The sequence below is a fragment of the Prauserella flavalba genome, assembly GCF_003202235.1.
GTDB lineage: Bacteria > Actinomycetota > Actinomycetes > Mycobacteriales > Pseudonocardiaceae > Prauserella_A > Prauserella_A flavalba.
In genome coordinates this window covers 975,029-992,742 of the sequence record NZ_MASU01000005.1, presented here as the reverse complement: position 1 = coordinate 992,742, position 17,714 = coordinate 975,029, and the positions used below count along the sequence as shown (strand labels likewise).

At 72.6% G+C, this 17,714-nt stretch carries 27 protein-coding genes; 22 read left to right on the top strand and 5 right to left on the bottom strand.

The features are described 5' to 3' along the window. Positions 1-84 precede the first annotated feature (84 nt). Positions 85-1,032: an Lrp/AsnC family transcriptional regulator gene (locus BA062_RS12230; protein WP_110336158.1), complete on the top strand. Its 948-nt coding sequence runs from the start codon at positions 85-87 to the stop codon at positions 1,030-1,032. Between the two features lie 11 nt (positions 1,033-1,043). Here BA062_RS12230 and BA062_RS12225 read toward each other — a convergent pair whose 3' ends face one another. Both BA062_RS12225 and BA062_RS12220 read right to left on the bottom strand, forming a co-directional pair. Beyond that, the gene (locus tag BA062_RS12225) at positions 1,044-1,802 is read right to left on the bottom strand and encodes a phytanoyl-CoA dioxygenase family protein (RefSeq protein ID WP_110336157.1); all 759 of its coding nucleotides are present in this window, start codon (positions 1,800-1,802) and stop codon (positions 1,044-1,046) included. 94 nt (positions 1,803-1,896) lie between these two features. Beyond that, positions 1,897-2,649 (bottom strand): TetR family transcriptional regulator, encoded by a 753-nt coding sequence (locus BA062_RS12220; protein ID WP_245959790.1) that lies wholly within the window; start codon positions 2,647-2,649, stop codon positions 1,897-1,899. 89 nt (positions 2,650-2,738) lie between these two features. On the opposite strand from BA062_RS12220, the gene BA062_RS12215 reads away from it, so the two are divergent. Beyond that, complete coding sequence (locus tag BA062_RS12215; protein ID WP_110336156.1) at positions 2,739-3,215, top strand: hypothetical protein; 477 nt, start codon at positions 2,739-2,741, stop codon at positions 3,213-3,215. A gap of 3 nt (positions 3,216-3,218) precedes the next feature. Here the strand turns inward: BA062_RS12215 and BA062_RS12210 are convergent, their stop codons facing one another. Beyond that, on the bottom strand, positions 3,219-4,574 hold the full coding sequence (locus BA062_RS12210) for an MFS transporter (protein ID WP_110336155.1): 1,356 nt from the start codon (positions 4,572-4,574) through the stop codon (positions 3,219-3,221). Positions 4,575-4,695: 121 nt separating this feature from the next. Here BA062_RS12210 and BA062_RS12205 point away from each other — a divergent pair, with 121 nt between their 5' ends. The 3 genes from BA062_RS12205 (at position 4,696) to BA062_RS12195 (ending at position 6,121) form a co-directional block, all read left to right on the top strand. Further along, positions 4,696-5,424: a class I SAM-dependent methyltransferase gene (locus tag BA062_RS12205; RefSeq protein WP_110336154.1), complete on the top strand. Its 729-nt coding sequence runs from the start codon at positions 4,696-4,698 to the stop codon at positions 5,422-5,424. A gap of 42 nt (positions 5,425-5,466) precedes the next feature. Further along, complete coding sequence (locus BA062_RS12200) at positions 5,467-5,685, top strand: PLDc N-terminal domain-containing protein (protein ID WP_110336153.1); 219 nt, start codon at positions 5,467-5,469, stop codon at positions 5,683-5,685. 151 nt (positions 5,686-5,836) lie between these two features. After that, a complete protein-coding gene (locus tag BA062_RS12195) occupies positions 5,837-6,121 on the top strand; it encodes a hypothetical protein (protein WP_110336152.1) in 285 nt (94 codons plus the stop codon). A 12-nt stretch (positions 6,122-6,133) separates the two neighbouring features. Here the strand turns inward: BA062_RS12195 and BA062_RS12190 are convergent, their stop codons facing one another. Further along, the gene (locus BA062_RS12190; protein ID WP_110336151.1) at positions 6,134-6,871 is read right to left on the bottom strand and encodes a TIGR04222 domain-containing membrane protein; all 738 of its coding nucleotides are present in this window, start codon (positions 6,869-6,871) and stop codon (positions 6,134-6,136) included. Between the two features lie 122 nt (positions 6,872-6,993). Between BA062_RS12190 and BA062_RS12185 the strand changes: the two genes are divergently transcribed. Together BA062_RS12185 and BA062_RS12180 are read left to right on the top strand one after the other, a co-directional pair. Then, entirely contained in the window at positions 6,994-7,596 is a 603-nt protein-coding gene (locus BA062_RS12185; protein ID WP_110336150.1) for a CBS domain-containing protein, read from the top strand. A 188-nt stretch (positions 7,597-7,784) separates the two neighbouring features. Further along, positions 7,785-9,230 carry a DUF4389 domain-containing protein gene (locus BA062_RS12180; protein ID WP_110336149.1) on the top strand — a complete coding sequence of 482 codons (1,446 nt, stop codon included), beginning with the start codon at positions 7,785-7,787 and terminating at the stop codon, positions 9,228-9,230. Positions 9,231-9,360: 130 nt separating this feature from the next. Here BA062_RS12180 and BA062_RS12175 read toward each other — a convergent pair whose 3' ends face one another. Further along, positions 9,361-10,194 (bottom strand): siderophore-interacting protein, encoded by an 834-nt coding sequence (locus BA062_RS12175; RefSeq protein WP_110336148.1) that lies wholly within the window; start codon positions 10,192-10,194, stop codon positions 9,361-9,363. Positions 10,195-10,279: 85 nt separating this feature from the next. Here BA062_RS12175 and BA062_RS12170 point away from each other — a divergent pair, with 85 nt between their 5' ends. The 15 genes from BA062_RS12170 (at position 10,280) to BA062_RS12100 (ending at position 17,704) form a co-directional block, all read left to right on the top strand. Then, a complete protein-coding gene (locus BA062_RS12170) occupies positions 10,280-10,828 on the top strand; it encodes a TetR/AcrR family transcriptional regulator (RefSeq protein ID WP_210406823.1) in 549 nt (182 codons plus the stop codon). Further along, positions 10,825-11,796, top strand: a complete 972-nt coding sequence (locus BA062_RS12165) for a phosphotransferase enzyme family protein (protein WP_110336146.1) — start codon at positions 10,825-10,827, stop codon at positions 11,794-11,796. The genes BA062_RS12170 and BA062_RS12165 overlap by 4 nt, the downstream gene beginning before the upstream one ends. 124 nt (positions 11,797-11,920) lie before the next feature. After that, a complete protein-coding gene (locus BA062_RS12160; protein ID WP_110336145.1) occupies positions 11,921-12,493 on the top strand; it encodes an RNA polymerase sigma factor in 573 nt (190 codons plus the stop codon). Next, complete coding sequence (locus BA062_RS12155; RefSeq protein WP_110336144.1) at positions 12,484-13,059, top strand: anti-sigma factor; 576 nt, start codon at positions 12,484-12,486, stop codon at positions 13,057-13,059. Before BA062_RS12160 ends, BA062_RS12155 begins: the two co-directional genes overlap by 10 nt. 123 nt (positions 13,060-13,182) lie before the next feature. Next, positions 13,183-13,638, top strand: a complete 456-nt coding sequence (locus BA062_RS12150; RefSeq protein WP_110336143.1) for an Asp23/Gls24 family envelope stress response protein — start codon at positions 13,183-13,185, stop codon at positions 13,636-13,638. A gap of 26 nt (positions 13,639-13,664) precedes the next feature. Then, complete coding sequence (locus tag BA062_RS12145; protein ID WP_110336142.1) at positions 13,665-14,132, top strand: Asp23/Gls24 family envelope stress response protein; 468 nt, start codon at positions 13,665-13,667, stop codon at positions 14,130-14,132. Between the two features lie 3 nt (positions 14,133-14,135). After that, positions 14,136-14,456 (top strand): hypothetical protein, encoded by a 321-nt coding sequence (locus tag BA062_RS12140; RefSeq protein ID WP_110336141.1) that lies wholly within the window; start codon positions 14,136-14,138, stop codon positions 14,454-14,456. Further along, the gene (locus BA062_RS12135; protein WP_110336140.1) at positions 14,453-14,734 is read left to right on the top strand and encodes a hypothetical protein; all 282 of its coding nucleotides are present in this window, start codon (positions 14,453-14,455) and stop codon (positions 14,732-14,734) included. The genes BA062_RS12140 and BA062_RS12135 overlap by 4 nt, the downstream gene beginning before the upstream one ends. A 28-nt stretch (positions 14,735-14,762) precedes the next feature. Continuing rightward, the gene (locus BA062_RS12130; protein ID WP_110336139.1) at positions 14,763-14,939 is read left to right on the top strand and encodes a hypothetical protein; all 177 of its coding nucleotides are present in this window, start codon (positions 14,763-14,765) and stop codon (positions 14,937-14,939) included. Further along, positions 14,936-15,292, top strand: coding sequence for an Asp23/Gls24 family envelope stress response protein (locus tag BA062_RS12125; RefSeq protein WP_110336138.1), 357 nt, complete (start codon positions 14,936-14,938; stop codon positions 15,290-15,292). Before BA062_RS12130 ends, BA062_RS12125 begins: the two co-directional genes overlap by 4 nt. A 14-nt stretch (positions 15,293-15,306) precedes the next feature. After that, entirely contained in the window at positions 15,307-15,843 is a 537-nt protein-coding gene (locus BA062_RS12120) for a DUF6286 domain-containing protein (RefSeq protein WP_110336137.1), read from the top strand. Continuing rightward, complete coding sequence (locus tag BA062_RS12115; protein WP_110336136.1) at positions 15,840-16,442, top strand: Asp23/Gls24 family envelope stress response protein; 603 nt, start codon at positions 15,840-15,842, stop codon at positions 16,440-16,442. The genes BA062_RS12120 and BA062_RS12115 overlap by 4 nt, the downstream gene beginning before the upstream one ends. 36 nt (positions 16,443-16,478) lie before the next feature. Next, complete coding sequence (locus BA062_RS12110; protein ID WP_245959789.1) at positions 16,479-16,730, top strand: nitroreductase/quinone reductase family protein; 252 nt, start codon at positions 16,479-16,481, stop codon at positions 16,728-16,730. Between the two features lie 11 nt (positions 16,731-16,741). Continuing rightward, the gene (locus tag BA062_RS12105; RefSeq protein WP_110336135.1) at positions 16,742-17,248 is read left to right on the top strand and encodes a pyridoxamine 5'-phosphate oxidase family protein; all 507 of its coding nucleotides are present in this window, start codon (positions 16,742-16,744) and stop codon (positions 17,246-17,248) included. 249 nt (positions 17,249-17,497) lie between these two features. Continuing rightward, entirely contained in the window at positions 17,498-17,704 is a 207-nt protein-coding gene (locus BA062_RS12100; protein ID WP_245959788.1) for a transcriptional regulator, read from the top strand. Positions 17,705-17,714 lie beyond the last annotated feature (10 nt).

Below are 17,714 nucleotides of genomic sequence, written 5' to 3'. Positions count from 1 at the left end.
ATAGTCGTGGTCGCTGTTACGGCGATCGACATGAGAGTGCGCGCGTTATTCGGCGAGCGAGGCGGCATGCGTTAGGTTGACCGCGTGCGAGCGAACCTGGACGAGATCGACGAGCAGCTCGTGCGCGCGCTGCACCGCGACGGCAGGGCCTCCTACGAGACGCTGGCGCGGCTGGTCGGCCTCGCCAGGTCGACCACCAAGGCGCGCGTGCAGCGGCTGCTGGGGGAGGGCGGCATCCGCCTGGTCGGCGCCATCCATCCCGCCGTGTTCGGGCTCAACCAGCTCGGTCACGTGATCGTGGAGACCCACGGGCCGGCGGCGCCGGTCGCCGAGCAGATCGCCGAGCTCGACGAGATCTCCTTCGTCACCACCACGGCGGGCCGGTTCGCGGTCACCGCCGAACTGCGTACCGAGGACATGGAGGCGTTCGCGCACGGCCTGGCGCGCGTGCAGGCGGTGCCCGGGGTACGCGCCGTGCAGGCGATCACGTACCTGCGGATCTGGAAGGACCCGTACTTCCCGCCGGGGCCGCTGGAAAGCCCCGGGCCGCTGAGCGAGATCGAGCTCGACGCCTCCGACCACGCGCTGCTCGCGCACCTGCGGGCCGACGGGCGTGCGTCGTTCGCGGAGCTGGCGAGCGTCAGCGGCCTTTCGCCGGGAGCCACCAGGGCGCGGGTCCTGCGCCTGCTGGAATCCGGTGTGGTGCACGTCGGCGCGCTGGTCCGGCTCAACCCGCTCAGCCGCACCTACACCGTGGGGTTCGCGCTCAACATGATCGGCGAGACCGAGCCGGTCGCGAGGGAGGTCGTCGCGCTCGACGAGATCGACTGCTTCGCGACCGGCATCGGCTGGTGCAACGGGATCGGCACCATCCGCGCGGGTTCACTCGACGACGTGCTGGCCACGCTGGAGCGTCTGCGAGCGCTGCCCGGTGTCCGGACCGTCGAGTCCTGGGCGCATCTGCGCGCGATCAAGGAGGAGAGCGACCGGGCGCTGCCACTCGCCGGCGCGCCCGCGTCCGTCCACAGTTGACTCCGCGAGGCTCAGCGCAGTCCGTCGAGGACCGCCCTCGCGACGGGGCTGGGGCGTTCCTCGTCGAGGTCGAGCAGCCCGGTCGGCGTCAGCGGTGGCTGTGCCATGAACCGCGGCCGGGTGCCGCGGTGCGGTTGCGCGGCGTGCACCAGAAACGGGTGGCACACGAAGACATCGCCGATGGTGCCGGTCGCGAGCGTGACCGGACGGTGCGCCGAGGCGTCGACGGCGTCGACGCAGAGCGGCATCCACTCGCGGCCCTCGTCGCCCGCGTCCGCCAGCAGCGGAGGGACGTCGAGGTGGGAGCCCACGCGGATGCGGGTCGGCGCGTCGTCGGGACCCACCTCGGAGAACAGGAACAACAGCAGCAGCGCGCGGTTGCGGGAACGCAGGTTCAGCCGCCCCTCGCCGCCCGGCCCGGCGAAACTGCCCTCCACGTGCCAGCCGTCGTCGCCGGGCTCGTCGTCGCTGGGAAACCGCACCGGGAAAGTGCCGAGCCCGCCGAGCGGAACCCACCGGTTCTCGCCGACGAGCGCGTCGAACGTCTCGTGCAGCACCGGGGTGTTGGCGGCCTCCCGGAACGGCGGCGTCGCGAACCCGCCGAGCCGGACGACGGGTTCGCGCCACGTCGCCGGGTCGTCGGGGGAGCAATCCATCGCCCGCCACAACTCGCGTACGCAGCGCTCGCCGACGTCCTGGGAGAACGCTCCCGGCAGCTTGACGAAGCCGTCGGTGACGAACCGCTCGATCTGTTCCTCGCTCAGGCCCACGCCGACATCCTGGCGCGGGCCGTCCGGCGAAAGCCACCGGTTTTCGCCACGGGTGATGCCGTGTGGACGATCGCTGTAACGACACGTAGTGCCATTACTGAGCGGATCCGCCTCCGGGTCGCAGGGACGCGCTGATCTGCTGCACGACCTCCGCCAGCGACGCGGAGCTGCGCAGTACCGCGACCACGGTCTCGTCGTCGCCGGTCTCGCGCCGGGGCGGCTCCGTGGAGAAGGCGTCGACCACGAGCTGGAAAGCCTTGCGCGCCATGGCATGCGCGTCCTCGGTGCCCCCGCTGCGCAGCCACCGGCGCAGCACGTGGTTGTGCGCGGCGGCGACGGCCGCGGCGGCCACGGACGCGCGGAGGTCAGCGAGTGGCTGCCCGTCGGTCTCGAACCGCGTGCGCAGGTACCGCGCCAGCACGCGCTGGTAACGGTCGACGCTCGCGACCTCCTTGTCCCGCAAGGGGGCCACGGTGTGGGTCAGGGTGTAGCGCTTGACCGAGACGTCGGGGTCGGACAGGTACGAGTCGAGCACGAGGGTGACGCCCGCGCAGGCCACCTCGACGGGGTTCTGCCGGTCGTCGGCCTCGGCGAAGAGGCGCTCGATGTCGCGCAGGACCTCGTCGTGACTGGGGAAGATGGCGTCTTCCTTGGACCGGAAGTACCGGAAGAACGTCCGCCGCCCCACGCCCGCGGCCGCCGCGATGTCGTCGACGGTCGTCTGTTCGTAGCCGCTTTCGAGGAACAGGTCGATCGCCGCCACGGTGAGCGTGCGCCGCAGGAGCCTGCGACCCTCCGTGGTCCGGCCGACCCGGCGGCGGCCCGTCTGCTGAGGTTCCACCGACACGCGCCGAACTTACCAGGCCCCATTGCTAACGGCACGCAGTGCCGTTAGCATCGACGCAGACCCGAGGTGCCGTGGAGACGAGGAGCGCCATGGAGCTGCAGCGAGACCTGGTAACGAGGCCGGCGTTTCCGGACTACCGTGGCGTGTTCGGCTGGCCCGTGCGGTGGGAGGCGACGGGCCCGCATCTCGTGATCGGATCGGGAATCGGCGCCGTGGCCATGCCGAAGGCGCAGTCGGAGGCGGTGCTGGCGGGGCTCGCCAGGCAGGACTGCCTCGGTCCCGTGCTGGCGATACCCACCAAACGCGAGATGATGAGCATCCTGCTGGTGGAGGCCGAGCTGCCCGCGTGGGGCGACGCGCCGCCGCCCGAGCAGGTCAGGGTGCTGCCCGCGGGCACCACCGTGCCGCTGCCGGACTGGCGCAGGCCCGAGATCCACGCGAGGTGGATCGTCGAGCCCGACGCCCATCGCCGCTGGCTGCCGAGCCTCGGTGCCGTGCTGGCGACCATCCGCTCGTCGACGCCCGGCGCCCTGTTCAGGACGCTCGTGCCCGGCGGTGCCCGCTAGCGCCTACGCGGGCACATCGGTGCCGTCGCGCTCGTCCGAGGCGGCCCTGAGCTCGGCGCCCCTGGTCTCCTTGACCGCGGAGACGGCGGCGAACGAGATCACGCATAGCACCATGATGTAGACGCCCACGGAGCCCGACCAGCCGGTGCGCTGCATCAGCAGTTCCGCGATCATCGGGGCGAACGCGCCGCCGAGGATGGTGCCCAGTGCGTAGCCGATCGAGACGCCGGAGTACCGCACGGCGGCGGGGAACATCTCCGCGTACATCGCCGACATCGGCCCGTAGGAGAGGCCGAGCCCGATGGTCAGCACGAAGATCGCGGCGCCGAAGAGCCAGATGTTGCGGGTGTCGATCAGCAGGAACAGCGGGATCATCCACACGAACACCAGCGCGTAGCCGAGCTGGAACGTGCGCACCCTGCCGAGCCGGTCGGAGAGCGCGCCGCCGTAGACCGTCGCCGAGAGCCAGCCCAGCGAGCCGATGACGATCGCGAGAAGCACCGACGACCTCGGCAGCTCGAGCGTCGCGACGCCGTAGTTGATGAAGTAGGCGATCACGAGGTACCCGGCGGCGTTGTTCGCCACGAAGATCAGCGCGCTGAGCACGATCTGCCTCGTGTTGCCACGGAAGACGTCGCGCAGCGGCGCTGCCGACTGCTTCTTCTTCGCCAGCATCTCCTGGAATACGGGGCTTTCCTCGACGGCCCTGCGGATGAGGTAGCCGATGCCGATCAGCACCACGGAGAACAGGAACGGCACGCGCCAGCCCCAGCTCTCGAACTGCTCGGGCGTGGTGGCCGTGGTGGTGACCCACAGGACGCCGGTGGCGAGGATGAGCCCCAGTGGAACGCCGACCTGCGGGTAGGAGCCGAAGAGGCCGCGCCGGTTCAGTGGTGCGTGCTCGACGGACATGAGCGCCGCGCCGCCCCATTCGCCGCCCGCCGAGAAGCCCTGCAGGATCCGCAGCAACATCAGCACGATCGGCGCGGCCAGCCCGATGTCCGCGTACGTGGGCAGCGCGCCGATCAACGCGGTCGCGGCGCCCATGAGCACGAGCGTGAGCACGAGCATCCGCTTGCGGCCGAGGCGGTCGCCGTAGCGGCCCGCGACCACGGCGCCGAGCGGCCGGAAGAGGAAGCTGATGCCGATCGTGGCCAGTGAGATCACCGTGGCCAGGCCCGGTGCGTGCTCGCCGACGGGTGCGAAGAAGAGCGGTGCCAGCACGAGGCTCGCGGCCTGCGCGTAGATGAAGAAGTCGTACCACTCGATGGTGGTTCCCGCGAGGGTGCTGATGAGCACCCTGCGCTCCTCGGTCGACGTGCGGCGCGCGCGAGCGGCCGCGGCTTTCTCAGTGGGCATCGAAACTCCGTTGTTCGAGCGGGGATCGAGGAGGTCTCACAAAACGACCGAATGGACGGTAAATAATCCCGTCCCCGAAGGCAAGGCTTCATCGCGTGCGGAAGCTGACTAGGCTCGCGGCGTGCCGGATCCGATCTTTGCCGACCGCCGCCTCGCGCCCCTGTACGACGCGTTCGAGGGCGCGCGCGACGACCTCGCCGCCTACCTCGCCATCGCCGGCGAGCTCGGCGCGCGCCGGGTCGTCGACGTCGGCTGCGGGACGGGCTCACTGGCGATCCTGCTCGCCGAGAGCGGCCGGACCGTGGTCGGCGCCGACCCCGCCGAGGCATCGCTCGAGATCGCGAAGGCGAAGGACCGCGCGGGGAGGATCACGTGGGTCCACGGCGACGCCACGACGTTGCCCGCGTTCGGCGCCGATCTGGCCGTGCTGACCGGCAACGTGGCACAGGTGTTCCTCACCGACGCGGCCTGGGCGCAGACGCTGCGGGGCATCCACGCGGCCCTGCGTCCCGGCGGTCACCTCGTGTTCGAGACCAGACGCCCCGGACGGCGGGCGTGGGAGGACTGGGCCGCCGACCCGGCGCCGGTCACGGTGGACGTCCCAGGGACCGGCCCGGTGCGGCGGTCGCTCGAGGTCACCGACGTCAGCCCGCCGCTGGTCTCCTTCCGCCACGTCTACGAGTTCCTCGCCGACGGTGCGGTGCTGACCTCCGACTCGACCATCCGGTTCCGCGACCGGGACGAGGTCGAGGCGAGCCTGAGCGCCGAGGGCTACCGGGTGCTCGATGTGCGCGAGGCGCCGGACCGGCCCGGCCGCGAGTTCGTCTTCCTCGCGCGGCGCACCGGGTGAGACCCCGCGCGAGGTGGGTAGCGGGCGCGCATACTGCGTGCCATGAAGCGGAGGAAGCGGCGCTGGACGGACCTCTCGCCGGCGGAGCGGGTGGTGATCGGCTCGGGCGCGGTGGTCCAGTTCGCGCTCGCGGGCTACGCGTGGGCCGATCTCGCCAGGAGGCCGGCGGCCTCGGTGCGGGGCCCGAAACGGGTGTGGGGCTTCGTCATCGCGATCAACTTCATCGGCCCGGCCGCCTACCTGTGCTTCGGCAGGCGCTGAACCCCGCGCGGCGCCCTGCCGGGATCGCCGCCACGTTCCGGCCCGAGCCCGCGGCGAAGGTCAGCGGCGAATGGGGACCAACGACCCTGTGCCCGCCGCCCGTGGGCAGGGATCGTCGGCGCTTGTGACGACATCTCTTCCCGGGCGGCCCGTGCCGACGGTTCACGTCGAGGCCGCCTCGGGCGTCGACCCGGCATTCCTGGACTACGCGCTCGAGCGGACCCGTGCCCTCTGCGCGCGCTACCCGATCGACTCGCTCGACGTGCGGATGTCCCGCACGCGGCATCCGGCCATGCCCGCGGCCGTCCGCACCGACGTGACGGCCGTCTGGGCCGGCCGCACGGTGCGCACCCGGGCTGTCGGCCGGTGCGCGCGCGACGCCGTGGAGGCCGCGGTCGACGGGCTCGACCACGGCCTGCGCACGGCCCGGCCCTGACGCCAGGACCCGTCAGTCGCTTCCGGACCAGCTGCCGGAGGAGTCCATCGCGCCCGAGCCCGCCTCGCCGAAGCCGGCCCCGTAGCCCGGGCGGTCGTGGTCCGAGTACCACGCGAGGTACGCCGCGCCACCCGACCCGGCGGAGTCGGGCGCCGCCTCTCGGAAGCCGGACGCCGCACGGGTGTGCCCGCGGAGAGCCCGAGAGCCCGTAACGGTGCGCCGCGGCCGCATCCACACCACGGCCGCGAGTGCCACCGCCGCGCCGAGGACGGCCAGAACCCAGGGCCGGGTCTCGCCGTGTGCCCAGCGCGCCACCGCGAGCATCCCCACGCCGGCGAGTGCGAGCCGGACCGCGACCCAGCGCACGCGCCCCGGCACGAGCCCGGCCACGGCCAGCCGCCGCACCAGGGCCGGCAGCGCTCGCCGTACCTCCGGCCGGTGCCGAAGTGCGCGCGGGCCGAGCCGGTCGTGCAACGCGCTGTAGACGGCGCGCTCCAGCGGATCCGGCAGCTGCCCCTGGGTGCCGTACGTGCGGCGCGCACCCCCGGCCGGATGCGGCTCCACCCGGCCCGCGTCGGCCAGCGACTCCAGCGCCGCGCCGGCCGCGCTCCTCGGTCCGCCGCGAAGGAAACCGGCCTCGGCCGGCGACAGCGTGACCGGGTGCCTCGCGCGAAACGGCACACCACGCAGCAGCAGCGCTGCCGCGGACAGTCCGCCCGCGCAGGCACAGGCGAGTACGCCGCCGTCCATGTCTCCGATTCTGGCACCGGAATAGACCTTGGTTACCGCCGAAAGGACCTTCGGCCCCTGTGCCCGGAGGCCCCCGCGCCGTCACGATGGATGTACGGAGCGGAGTGAGGAGAGCACGGACGATGCGAGCACGCGACGTCATGAGCACACCCGTTGTCACGGTCACGCCGGACACCACCGTGAAGGATGCCGCGGCGACGCTGGCCGAGCGCGGCTTCACGGCACTGCCCGTCGTCGATGAGGAGGGCTCGCTGCTCGGTGTGGTGACGGAGGCCGACCTGGTGCGGGACCGGTTCCCGCGCGACACCCGCTCACCACGGGCCGGTGAGGAGGCCCGGCCGAGGGCGGGCGACCTCGTCGGCGACGTGATGACCGCGCCCGCCGTGGCCGCGAGCGTGCGCGAGGACGTGGTGGACGTGGTGCGGGACATGCTCGACCGGGGCCTGCGCAGTCTGCCGGTGGTGGACGGGACCACGGTGATCGGCGTGGTGAGCCGTCGCGACCTCGTCCGGATGCTCGCGCGCAGCGACGACGCCCTCGCGCGCGACGTCCAGCACCGGCTCGCGATCTTCGGTGGGCCCGGCCGGTGGACCGTCGCGGTGCACGCGGGCGAGGTGACGATCACCGACCGGTTCGACAGCGAGACCGACCGCCACGTCGCGAAGGTGCTCGCGGAAGGCGTTCCCGGGGTCCTCAGGGCCACCTGCGTCAGCACACCGGCCTGACCGCACGGCCGACCGCAGTGAAGGCCACCTTGCCTGCGTTCAACGCAGGCAAGGTGGCCTTCACTGCCGAGCGCGGGTCGGCGGGGCCGGAAGCCATCCCGTTCGAGGACCTTCGCTCCTGTCCGGCGGCGCGGTGCGGGGCGCACCGTCGGGTGCAGACGTGCGAGCAGGTGAGGAGGTGCGTCGGCATGACGGACGCGAAAACCTATCCGGTCCGGGTCGAGGCGGAGCTCGATCCCGGTCTGTCCCGCTGGCTGTGGCTGGTGAAATGGCTGCTGGCGATCCCGCACTACCTGGTGCTGTCGCTGCTGTGGCTCGCGTTCGGGGTGCTGACGGTGGTGGCGTTCTTCGCCATCCTGGTCACCGGACGCTATCCGCGCGGCATCTTCGACTTCAACGTCGGCGTCCTGAGGTGGGCGTGGCGGGTGCACTACTACGCCTACGCGGGACTCGGCACCGACCGCTACCCACCGTTCACCCTGGCCGAGGTCCCGGACTACCCGGCGCACCTGGACATCGACTACCCGGCGCGGCTCTCCCGCGGCCTGGTGCTGGTGAAGTGGTGGCTGCTGGCCATCCCGCACTACATCGTCGTGGGGCTGTTCGCGGGCGGTGGGCTGTGGTTGCTGTGGTGGCCGGGCGACAACGACGACACCACCTGGGCCGGTGGCGGCCTGATCGGCATCCTCGTGCTGGTGGCCGGTGTCGTGCTGCTGTTCACCGGCTCCTACCCGCGACCGGTCTACGACTTCGTGCTCGGCATGGACCGGTGGGTGGTGCGGGTCGCCGCCTACGCCGGGCTCATGACCGACGCGTACCCGCCCTTCCGGCTCGACCTCGGCGGCAGTGAACAGCCGAGCCGGCCCGAGGGCCCCGCCCCGGTGCCGCAGTCCGGTGCCGCGGCGGCCCGGCCGCGCGGCTGGACACCAGGCCGCATCACGGCCGTCGTGGTCGGCGCGCTGCTCGCGCTCGTGGCGATGGGCCCGATCACCGGGGGCATCGCGATGCTGTGGGCCGATCGGACCCAGCGCGACGCGGACGGCTTCCTCACCGCGTCGGGCACGTTCGACACCGGCACCTACGCGCTCGCGACCGAGGCCGCACGGTTCGCCGGAGCGCCCGAATGGGTCGGGTCGGCTCTCGGTGACGTGCGCATCCGGGCCGTCTCGACCGATCCGGGTGAGGCGATCTTCGTCGGCATCGCTCCCTCCGACGAGGCGGCCAGGTACCTCGCGGGCACCGAGTACGCGACGGTGCAGGAGGTGAACGACGGCAGGTCCACGGCGATGACCGTCCACAGTGGAAGCGCGCCGGCTACGCCGCCCGCCACGGCCGGGATCTGGACGGCGCAGTCGAGCGGCACTGGAATCCAGACCGTGCGCACCCCCGTGGACGTGGGCGACTGGTCGGTCGTCGTGCTCAACGCCGACCGCAGCCGGGGCGTGAGCGTGCGCGCGGAGGCCGGAGCGACCGTGCCCGCGCTGCCGTGGGTCGGTGGCGGGGCGCTAGCGCTGGGCGTGGTCCTGCTCGGCGCGGGTGGCCTCCTGGTGGGTCGCGCCGCGCACCTGGCGGCCCAGCACCCACGAGGCAGCGAACCACCCGCCGGTGAGCCCACGCGCGCTCAGCAGGGGTGACGCCATCCGCAGTGAAGGCCACCTTGCCTGCGCCCGCCCGTCTCCCACCACCACCCAAACGGAGGCGCTCCGCGCCGCTGCGCCCGATTCAACGCAGTGAAGGTGGCCTTCACTGCAGCGGGCGGAGTGCTCAGTGGGCTTTGCCCGCGCGCCAGTAGCCGCAGAACATGATGTCGTCTTTCGGCACGCCCCCGCGGACCCAGTGGCGGCGCAGGGTGCTGGGCAGGGTCTGCTCGCCGACCACCCAGCCGTAGAAGCGCTCAATCGGCGGCTCCATCGCCGTGGCGGCGTCGAGCGCGGCCTGGCCGGGCCTCGCGGCGTGGCCGGTGCGCACCACCCAGTGGAGCGCGACACCGTCTGGTGCCGCGAGTTCCTGGCGGTCGTCGTCGCCGGGGATCTCGATGATCGCCTCGCCGGTGACGTCGGCAGGCAGGGAGGCGAGAACGCCGGCGATCGCGGGCAGGCCGGTCTCGTCGGCGACCAGCCGGACCCGGCGCAGCCCTGGGTCCGGGTTGAATCCGATGCCCTCGTCCAGGATCGCCACCGGGTCGCCCGGTTCGCAGGTCTGCGCCCACGTGGCGGCGGGTCCCGCGGTCCCGTCGCCCGCCGTGCCGTGCAGCACGAAGTCGACGTCCAGCTCGGGCCCGCCGGGGCCGTCCGGCCGGTACGCGCGCACCGTGTAGTTGCGCAGCACGGGCCGCTCCGTCTTGGCGATGGTGAGGTACTTGGCGTACGCGAGCGTGTTGAACTTGTCCGGCAGGCGCGCCAGCGAGTTCTCGGCGACGGGCAGGAACAGCCGGAACCACTGGTCGAAGCCCATCGGCGTGAACCGCTCGAGGTCACGTCCGCCCAGGGTGACCCTGGCGAAGTGCTCGGAGATCCGTTCGCGCCGCAGCACCTCGAGGGTGACCAGCCCCGCGGTCACCGGCTTGACCCGGGTGGACGAGAGGTTCGTACGCGCCATCACGCCTCCTGCTTAGGTTAGGCTCAACTTACCTCATGGGCCCGTCCCGGGCACAGTAGCCTGTGTCCTGGCCGAAGGGAGTGTGGTGACGCGAACGAAACCCGCCGGGCAGCGGCGCAGCGAACTGCTCGACGCGGCGGAGGCTCTGGTGCGGCGCGACGGCGCCGATGCGTTCACCGTGGACGACGTCACCTCGGGCGCCGGGGTGGCGAAGGGGACGTTCTACCTGCATTTCGCCAACAAGACCGAACTGCTGCACGCCCTGCGCGACCGGTTCGTGCGGCGTTTCGCCGACGCGCAGCTCGCGGCGGCAGGGCAGGCGAGCGGAGCCGAGCGCGTCGAGCGGTGGATGCGCACGGGTGTGGCCGAGTACCTCAGGGAGCTGCGCCTGCACGACGTGCTGTTCCATCCGGCCGGCGGGGTGGAGCGCGACGCTCCCAACGTCGCGGTCGACGCGCTGGCGGGGCTGCTCGCCGAGCTCGACCCGCCCGTGGCCGACCCGACGGTGACGGCGGTGATCCTCTACTCGGCGATGCACGGCGCCACCGACCACATCGTGCACCGCCCCGAGGACGAGCAGCGCGTGCTCGACGGGCTCACCCGCCTGTGCCGTGCGCTGGTTCCCGCGTCATGACCCCGGAACGCCTGAGGGCCCGGCTCGCCGAGCTGTACGGCCTGACGGTCGCCGGGGCACAACCCGTCAACGGAGGCGCGGACAACGCCGCCCGGCTGTACCGGGTCACCGACGCCGGCGGCCGTGCGTTCGCCGTGAAGTCGACCGCGCGCGGTTCCCCGGCCGGCTTGGTGGTGCCCGCCGCGCTCGGCGGACGGTACGCGCCGCAGCCGCGGCGCACCAGCGCGGGTGAGCTGTGGGCCGACGTCGACGGCCTGCGACTGTCGGTTGTGGACTGGGTCGACGGCGACACCGCGCTGGAGTCCGGAATGGACCGTGCGCGGTGGAACGCCTACGGGAGGCTGATCGCGGCACTGCACGCCGTGCCCCCGGACGACACCCTGCGGCGCTGGGTTCCCCGCGAGGACTTCGAGCCCGGCCGGTGGGCCGCGCTGTTCGACCGCGTCGACGCCGAGCTCGACGGGCTCCCGCGCGACGCGCACGGGAAACGGCTCGCGGCGATGTGGCTGCCCCACCGGGACGCACTGCGCGCCGTGCGCGAGCGGACGATCCGGCTCGGGGCGAAGCTGCGGCAGCGCGCCGGGCTGCCCGCGGCCGTGCCCTGCCACGCCGATCCGCACCTGGGCAACCTCATGGTCACGAGCGCGGGCGAGGTCGTGCTGATCGACTTCGACGACGCCGTGCTCGCCCCGCCCGAACGGGACCTCATGTTCGTGCTCGGGGGAGGCGTGATCGCGGCGGCGTCGGTCACCGGCGAGCAGCAGCGCTGGTTCGCGGAGGGCTACGGCCACCACGACCCGGATCCGGACCTGCTGGCCTACTACCGCGGCGTGCGCGTGCTGGAGGACGTCGCCGAGCCCGCCCGGCTCGTGCTCGACCCGGGCAGTACGCCGGACGAGCGGGAGACCAACCTCGGCTACGTCGCCGACGTGCTCTCCCCGCGCGGCCTGCTCGGGCAGGCGAGGTAACGCACCTCACACCTATGCTGGCGCCGGTGTGCGTGACGTTCAGCCCGGGGCCGTGTCCGAACCTGCGAAGACGGGTGAGGCACGAGGGAGGTGCGATGAGGTCGGGACGGGGACCGGCCGGCCGATGAGGCCAGGGATCGGGGAGCCGGGCGCCGCGGCGGCGCTCGACGACGAGACACTGGTGGCGCGTGCCCGCGACGGTGACACGCGCGCCTACGAGCAGCTCGTGCGCCGCTACCAGGGGCCCATGTACCGGCTCGCGCTGCGGATGCTGGCTGGTTCGGGCGAGGCCGAAGACGTGGTGCAGGAGGTGTTCCTGACGGTGTGGCGACGGCTCGACCAGCTGCAGGACGACTCCGCCTTCGTGGGCTGGTTGTACCGGTCCACCACCAACCGGTGTCTCAACGTGCTGCGGGCGCGCCGTCCGGTGGCCGACGTGGACCCGGACACCACCGCGACGCGGCGGGTGGAGGCGCAGCCCGAGTCGGCGGCCGAGCTGAACGACCAGGTGGCGGCCTTGCTGAAGGCGTTGGCGCAGTTGACTCCCGAGCAGCGGGCCTGCTGGCTGCTCCGGGAGGTCCACGGGCGGTCCTACGAGGAGATCGCCCGGATCGTGCGTGGTTCCACGACCGCGGTGCGGGGCCGGATCGCCCGCGCCCGGGCACAGCTCGCGGAGGTGATGCGGCCATGGCGCTGAACCAGCCAGAGGCGGACTACGAGCTGCCGTGCGGCCGGTCGCTCGACGGGCTGTGGGAGCGGCTGGACGCCGTCGAAAGGGGCCGGGCCGACGAGCACGAGCTGACCTGCCCGCACTGCTCGACGGCGCTGCGCGGGCTCGGCGAGCTGCGTGCCGCCACCGGCACCCTGAGGGCCGAACGGCCACGGCCTGCCCGCGACCTGACCGCGCGGATCATGGCCGCAGTGCGGGCGGAACCGAGGGCGCCCCGCGCGATGCTGCCCGTGGACGCGGGCCGGCCGGGCCGCACCGAGGTGAGCGACCGGGCCGTCGCGGCCGTGGTGCGTTTCGCGGTGGACGCCATCGACGGGGTGCGCGCGCGCCGGTGCGTCGTGCGTGCCACCGGTGCGGACGAGGACGGCACCACCGTCGTGGAAGGACGGTTGGCGGTGACGGTGACGTACGGTGCGGACCTTTCCCGGCTCCTGACCGTGGTGCGGCGCCGGGCGGCGGCGGCGTGCACGGCCCGCGTCGGAGTGCGGCTCGCGGCGCTGGACATCGACGTGGCCGACGTCGACGAGAGATGACACTCGATCGGGTGATCGTCGCGACATCGCCACGATCACCCGTGACGTTCCGGCGCCGCCCGTGTCGTGATGGGTGGCGGGGCAGCAGACCCCGGTTCGACACGGGTACGAGGAGTCAGCACGATGACGAGCACCGCACCGGCGGCCACTGTGGACAGAAAGGCCGTGGGACCTGGCACGAGTTTGCTGGTGACCGACCAGGGCATGACGACCATCGCGACCACCGTGGTCCGCCGGATAGCCGGAATGGCCGCGCGCGAGGTGTCCGGTGTCCATGAGCTCGGCGGCGGTGCGGCGCGGGCGCTCGGGGCGCTGCGGGAGCGCGTCCCCGGCGCCAGTGCGAGCGCGGGACAGGGCGTGTCGGTCGAGGTCGGCGAGAAGCAGGCCGCCATCGACCTGCGCGTCGTGGTCGATTACGGCGTGCCGATTCCCGCGGTGGCGCGGGCGATCCGCGCGAACGCCATCGCCGCCGTCGAGGACATGACCGGGCTCGAGGTGGTGGAGGTCAACATCGCGGTCGAGGACGTCCATCTGCCGGAGGACAACGGAGAGCGCGCGGCCGTGAGCCGCGTGCGGTGACCAGAGCGATCGAGGAGAGTAGTTCCATGGCACAGAACAACAGCAGCGGCGACACCGGCACCTCTCCCGCCACGCGGGCCGGTTCCACGACCACGCTGAACGAGGACGGCACCGCGGGCAAGACCACCATCGCGTCGTCGGTGGTGCAGAAGGTCGCCGGTATCGCGGCGCGCGACGTGTCCGGCGTGTACGCACTGGGCGGCGGCGTGTCCCGCGCCTTCGGGGCGATCCGTGAGCGCATCCCCGGCTCCGGCACCGCGACCACGTCCGGCGTGTCGGTGGAGGTGGGGGAGAAACAGGCCGCGGTGGATCTCGACCTGGTCGTGGAGTACGGCGCGCGCATCGTCGACGTCGCGAGGGCCGTGCGGCGCAACGTGATCACCACCGTGGAGGAGATCACCGGCCTCGAGGTGATCGAGGTCAACATCGCGGTCAACGACATCCACGTACCCGAGGACGACGAGGCCGAGGAGACCACCACCCGGGTGGAGTAGACCATGAGTACAGCCGAACGCCTCGCGGACGCGATCGCCGGCGACCTCATCGCGCATCCTTCCGTGGTGCGGCTCGATGGCGGCGTGCGCGGCACGCTCGCCACCCACCTGCCCGGCCGCAAGGTCGTGGGCGTGCGCGTGACCGGAGAGGGGGAGCCGGTGGACCTCGGTGTGGTGCTGCGCCTCGACGACGGCCTGCCCGGCGTGCTCGACGACCTCCGCGCACGGGTGCGCGCGATCGCAGGGGCTGTGCCGGTGAACGTGGAGGTCGCTGACATCGTCCACGTCCACGAGGACACACCGGAGCAGAGGCACGCCCCGTGACGGAGGAACCGGGCCGGGACGCGCGACGGCGGGCCGAGTTCCGCGCGTTCGTCCGCCGGCACCATCCCGACGTCGGCGGCGATCCCGACGTCTTCGTCGCCGGTGTGGCCCGGTTCCGCGAGAGCGAGCGCGAGACCGGCGGCGACAGCGAGCACCCGGGGGACCGGGGTCGCGACCGGTCCGACGCGCCGGTGGTGTTCACCACCCGGCGCGGGGGAATAACCGGACTGCTCGCCCGGTGGCGGTGGCGCCGCGCGCGGCGCCACCGCGTCCGATGAACCGAGACAACCGAGGAGATCAAGAACGATGAACGCAACCCAGACCGGTCTGCTCGGCGGTCTCGTGCTGGGCCTCGCGGCCTCGCAGAGCTTCGCCGCGTTCCTCGTCACGCTGGCCGTCGGGGTGATCGGCCTCGTCGTGGGCAGGGCCCTCGACGGCGAGCTCGACCTGTCCGACCTGTTCGGCCGGGGCAGGGACCGGTGACCGGCGCGGCCGTGGCGGAGGAGCGCGGCACGCTGGAGATCGCCCATGCCGTCGTCCGCAAGGTCGCCGAGCACGCCGCCGATCGCGTCGACGGGACCGAGCGCGTCCCGCGCCGCGTCCCCGGGATCGGCTCGGGGCCGCGCGGTGCCAGCGTGAAGGTGTCCGGGCACGGCAACGACGTGGACCTGGCGCTCGAACTGGCGCTGCGCTACCCCGCGGCCGTCGGCGAGGTGGTGGAGCGGGTGCGCACCGCCGTGACCGATGAGGTGGAGCGCATCACCTCCTACCGGGTGCGCGCGCTCGACGTCACGGTGTCCGCACTCGTGGCCCAGACCCGCGCGCGGGTGAGCTGAGCGGGGGAGCCGTCGTGCGTGTACTCGTCCGTCTACTGTCGACACTGCTCGGGCTTGCCGTCGCCGCGGCGGGGGCCCTGCTAGCGCTGGAGGTGGCCTGGCAGTGGTGGCGCCCGGCCGACGCGCCGCTCGCGGTGCCGTGGCCCGCCTGGCGCGACGCGCTCGCGAACACCGGCTGGGACTCGTTCTCGGTGCGCGTGGCGGCGATCGTCGTCGCGGTGAGCGGGCTCGTCCTGCTGCTGGCCTCGGCCGTCGCCCGGCGCAGGGACGTGCGTCTGACCGACCCGGCCACCGACGTCAGCGTCACCACCTCGCCCCGGTCGCTGGCCCGCGTGGTCGGCACCCACGTGCGGGCGCAGGACAACGTCACTTCCGCGTCCGTGACGGCGAGCGCCAGGAAGGTGCGCGTGCGGGCGTCCAGCACCTTCGAGAGTGAGGAGCAGCTGCGGCCACGCCTGACCGAGAGCGTCACCGGGCTGATCGCCGACCTGCCGCTGGTGCGGCGCCCGAAGGTCTCCGTCGTCGTCGACTCTCCCCGGGACCGCCGATGAGCAAATCCGCCTCCGCCAGGGCACTCGCCCGCTCCCAGGGCGCTGAACGTTCGCTCACGTTCGTCACCGGGCTGCTCGCCCTGTTCGCCGGAACGGCCGTGCTCGTGCTGGGCGTCGGCTGGTTCGGCACCTACCGTGCCCGGCGGCCCGTGCTCGACCCGGCCGTGACCGAGTGGCTCGCCGCGCGGGAACCGGTGGTGCCGCGCGTGATCGCGATCGTGGCCGGCCTCGTGCTGCTGGGGTTCGGGCTGTGGTGGTTCTTCCGTTCGCTGCGCCCGGAGCCGAAACCCGACCTCCATCTCGACCGTACGCAGGGCCACGCGCTGACGGTCACGGCGGGCGCGCTGTCCGCGGCCGTGCGGGCCGACACCGAGTCGGTCGACGGTGTCACGAAGGCCAAGGTCCGTTCCGTCGGCGATCCCGGGGAACCCGCGCTGCGCCTGCAGATCTGGCTGCGGGAGGGCACCGATCTCCGGCGGGTGTGGCAGGACCTCGACGCCCAGGTGCTCGCCAGGGCGCGGACGGCGCTCGGCGTGGAGACGCTGCCGGTCGCCGTGCGCATCGAACTGGGTGCGAGCCCGCGGCAGCGGGTGCGCTGAGCCGGACGGTTGAAGTCGCGGGACCGACCTGACACCATGCTCGTCATCGAGAACGTGTTCTCGTTTCGGGGAGGATCCTGGCGCGTCGGCGCCGCGCTGAGTGAACACCCGCAGTGGTACCGGAACCTGCTGTCCACGCCGGACACGACCGTGCAGATCAAGGGTGGGCTGCGGCCGGTCCGGGCCAGGAGGGCCGATGCGGCGGAGCGCGAGGCGCTTTGGCTCCGCCTGCTGGACGTCGCGCGAGATCTCGGTCATGCTCCTCGAGCCCCGATGATCGGACAGTGAGGAGTGAACGGGTGGGAACCAACCAGCGCGCCCAGATCGTGATGACCGCCGAGGAGATCGACGACTTCCTGCGGCGCAGCCGCACCGCGACGCTCGCGACCGTCGGCGCGAACGGGGTGCCGCACCTGGTCGCGATGTGGTACGGCTACCGCGACGGCGCGATCTGGTTCGAGACGAAGGCGAAGTCGCAGAAGGCCGTGAACCTTCGCCGCGATCCCACCGCGGTCGTCCTCGTCGAGGCCGGTGAGACCTACGACCAGCTGCGTGGCGTCTCCATCGAGGCCAAGGCCACGATCATCGACGACACCGCCTCCGGGGACTACTGGCAGACCGCGATCGACGTCTACGAGCGCTACACCGGCCCCTACGACGAGTCGGCGCGGCCCGCCCTCGAAGCGATGATGAACAAGCGGATCGTCATCCGCCTCGACCCGGTCCGCACCCGCTCGTGGGACCACCGCAAGCTGGGGCTGCCCGCGTTGCCGCTGACGGGCAGCACCGCGCCGGAGCCGGACTGAACCGCGACTGGCCAGGCCATTTGAGCGGGAGTTGAGTACTTACTTCCATTGAGGAATGGTCCAGCCGCACCCGCTTGACGCGAGCGCGGCCCTCCGGGAGATCCAGCGGGCCGGCGACCGGATCAGGGCAGGGCGGCGGTGGGCGGGCTGATACCGGGTGCCGGGAGTCGGTGACGTCGTGGACCCGCACCCGCCGGGCCGTCAGGAAGCACACCGACAGGAGCGCGTCCCCGGCACGGTCTCGACGAGTTGATCCACGCCCGGCTGTCGATCATGGCGGCGCTGGCCGCGGCCGACCAGGGCACGCTGGAGAACGCCGGCTACGTGCTGATCGAGAAGGGCTTCGTCGGCATGCGGCCGCGGACCTGGCTCACGATCACCCGGCCGGGACGCGAGGCGTTCGACGCCGACCTCGCCGCCCTGCGCCGGGTGCTCGACCACGACCGGTCCCGGTGAACCAGGGTCG

Coding starts and splice junctions, on each gene's coding strand:
- BA062_RS12155 (WP_110336144.1), top strand. CDS start 12,484: ATGGCGCTGAACCAGCCAGAGGCGGACTACGAGCTGCCGTGCGGCCGG.
- BA062_RS12180 (WP_110336149.1), top strand. CDS start 7,785: ATGACGGACGCGAAAACCTATCCGGTCCGGGTCGAGGCGGAGCTCGAT.
- BA062_RS12210 (WP_110336155.1), bottom strand. CDS start 4,574: ATGCCCACTGAGAAAGCCGCGGCCGCTCGCGCGCGCCGCACGTCGACC.
- BA062_RS12110 (WP_245959789.1), top strand. CDS start 16,479: ATGCTCGTCATCGAGAACGTGTTCTCGTTTCGGGGAGGATCCTGGCGC.
- BA062_RS12115 (WP_110336136.1), top strand. CDS start 15,840: ATGAGCAAATCCGCCTCCGCCAGGGCACTCGCCCGCTCCCAGGGCGCT.
- BA062_RS12150 (WP_110336143.1), top strand. CDS start 13,183: ATGACGAGCACCGCACCGGCGGCCACTGTGGACAGAAAGGCCGTGGGA.
- BA062_RS12140 (WP_110336141.1), top strand. CDS start 14,136: ATGAGTACAGCCGAACGCCTCGCGGACGCGATCGCCGGCGACCTCATC.
- BA062_RS12200 (WP_110336153.1), top strand. CDS start 5,467: ATGAAGCGGAGGAAGCGGCGCTGGACGGACCTCTCGCCGGCGGAGCGG.
- BA062_RS12130 (WP_110336139.1), top strand. CDS start 14,763: ATGAACGCAACCCAGACCGGTCTGCTCGGCGGTCTCGTGCTGGGCCTC.
- BA062_RS12145 (WP_110336142.1), top strand. CDS start 13,665: ATGGCACAGAACAACAGCAGCGGCGACACCGGCACCTCTCCCGCCACG.
- BA062_RS12185 (WP_110336150.1), top strand. CDS start 6,994: ATGCGAGCACGCGACGTCATGAGCACACCCGTTGTCACGGTCACGCCG.
- BA062_RS12190 (WP_110336151.1), bottom strand. CDS start 6,871: ATGGACGGCGGCGTACTCGCCTGTGCCTGCGCGGGCGGACTGTCCGCG.
- BA062_RS12165 (WP_110336146.1), top strand. CDS start 10,825: ATGACCCCGGAACGCCTGAGGGCCCGGCTCGCCGAGCTGTACGGCCTG.
- BA062_RS12215 (WP_110336156.1), top strand. CDS start 2,739: ATGGAGCTGCAGCGAGACCTGGTAACGAGGCCGGCGTTTCCGGACTAC.
- BA062_RS12175 (WP_110336148.1), bottom strand. CDS start 10,194: ATGGCGCGTACGAACCTCTCGTCCACCCGGGTCAAGCCGGTGACCGCG.
- BA062_RS12160 (WP_110336145.1), top strand. CDS start 11,921: ATGAGGCCAGGGATCGGGGAGCCGGGCGCCGCGGCGGCGCTCGACGAC.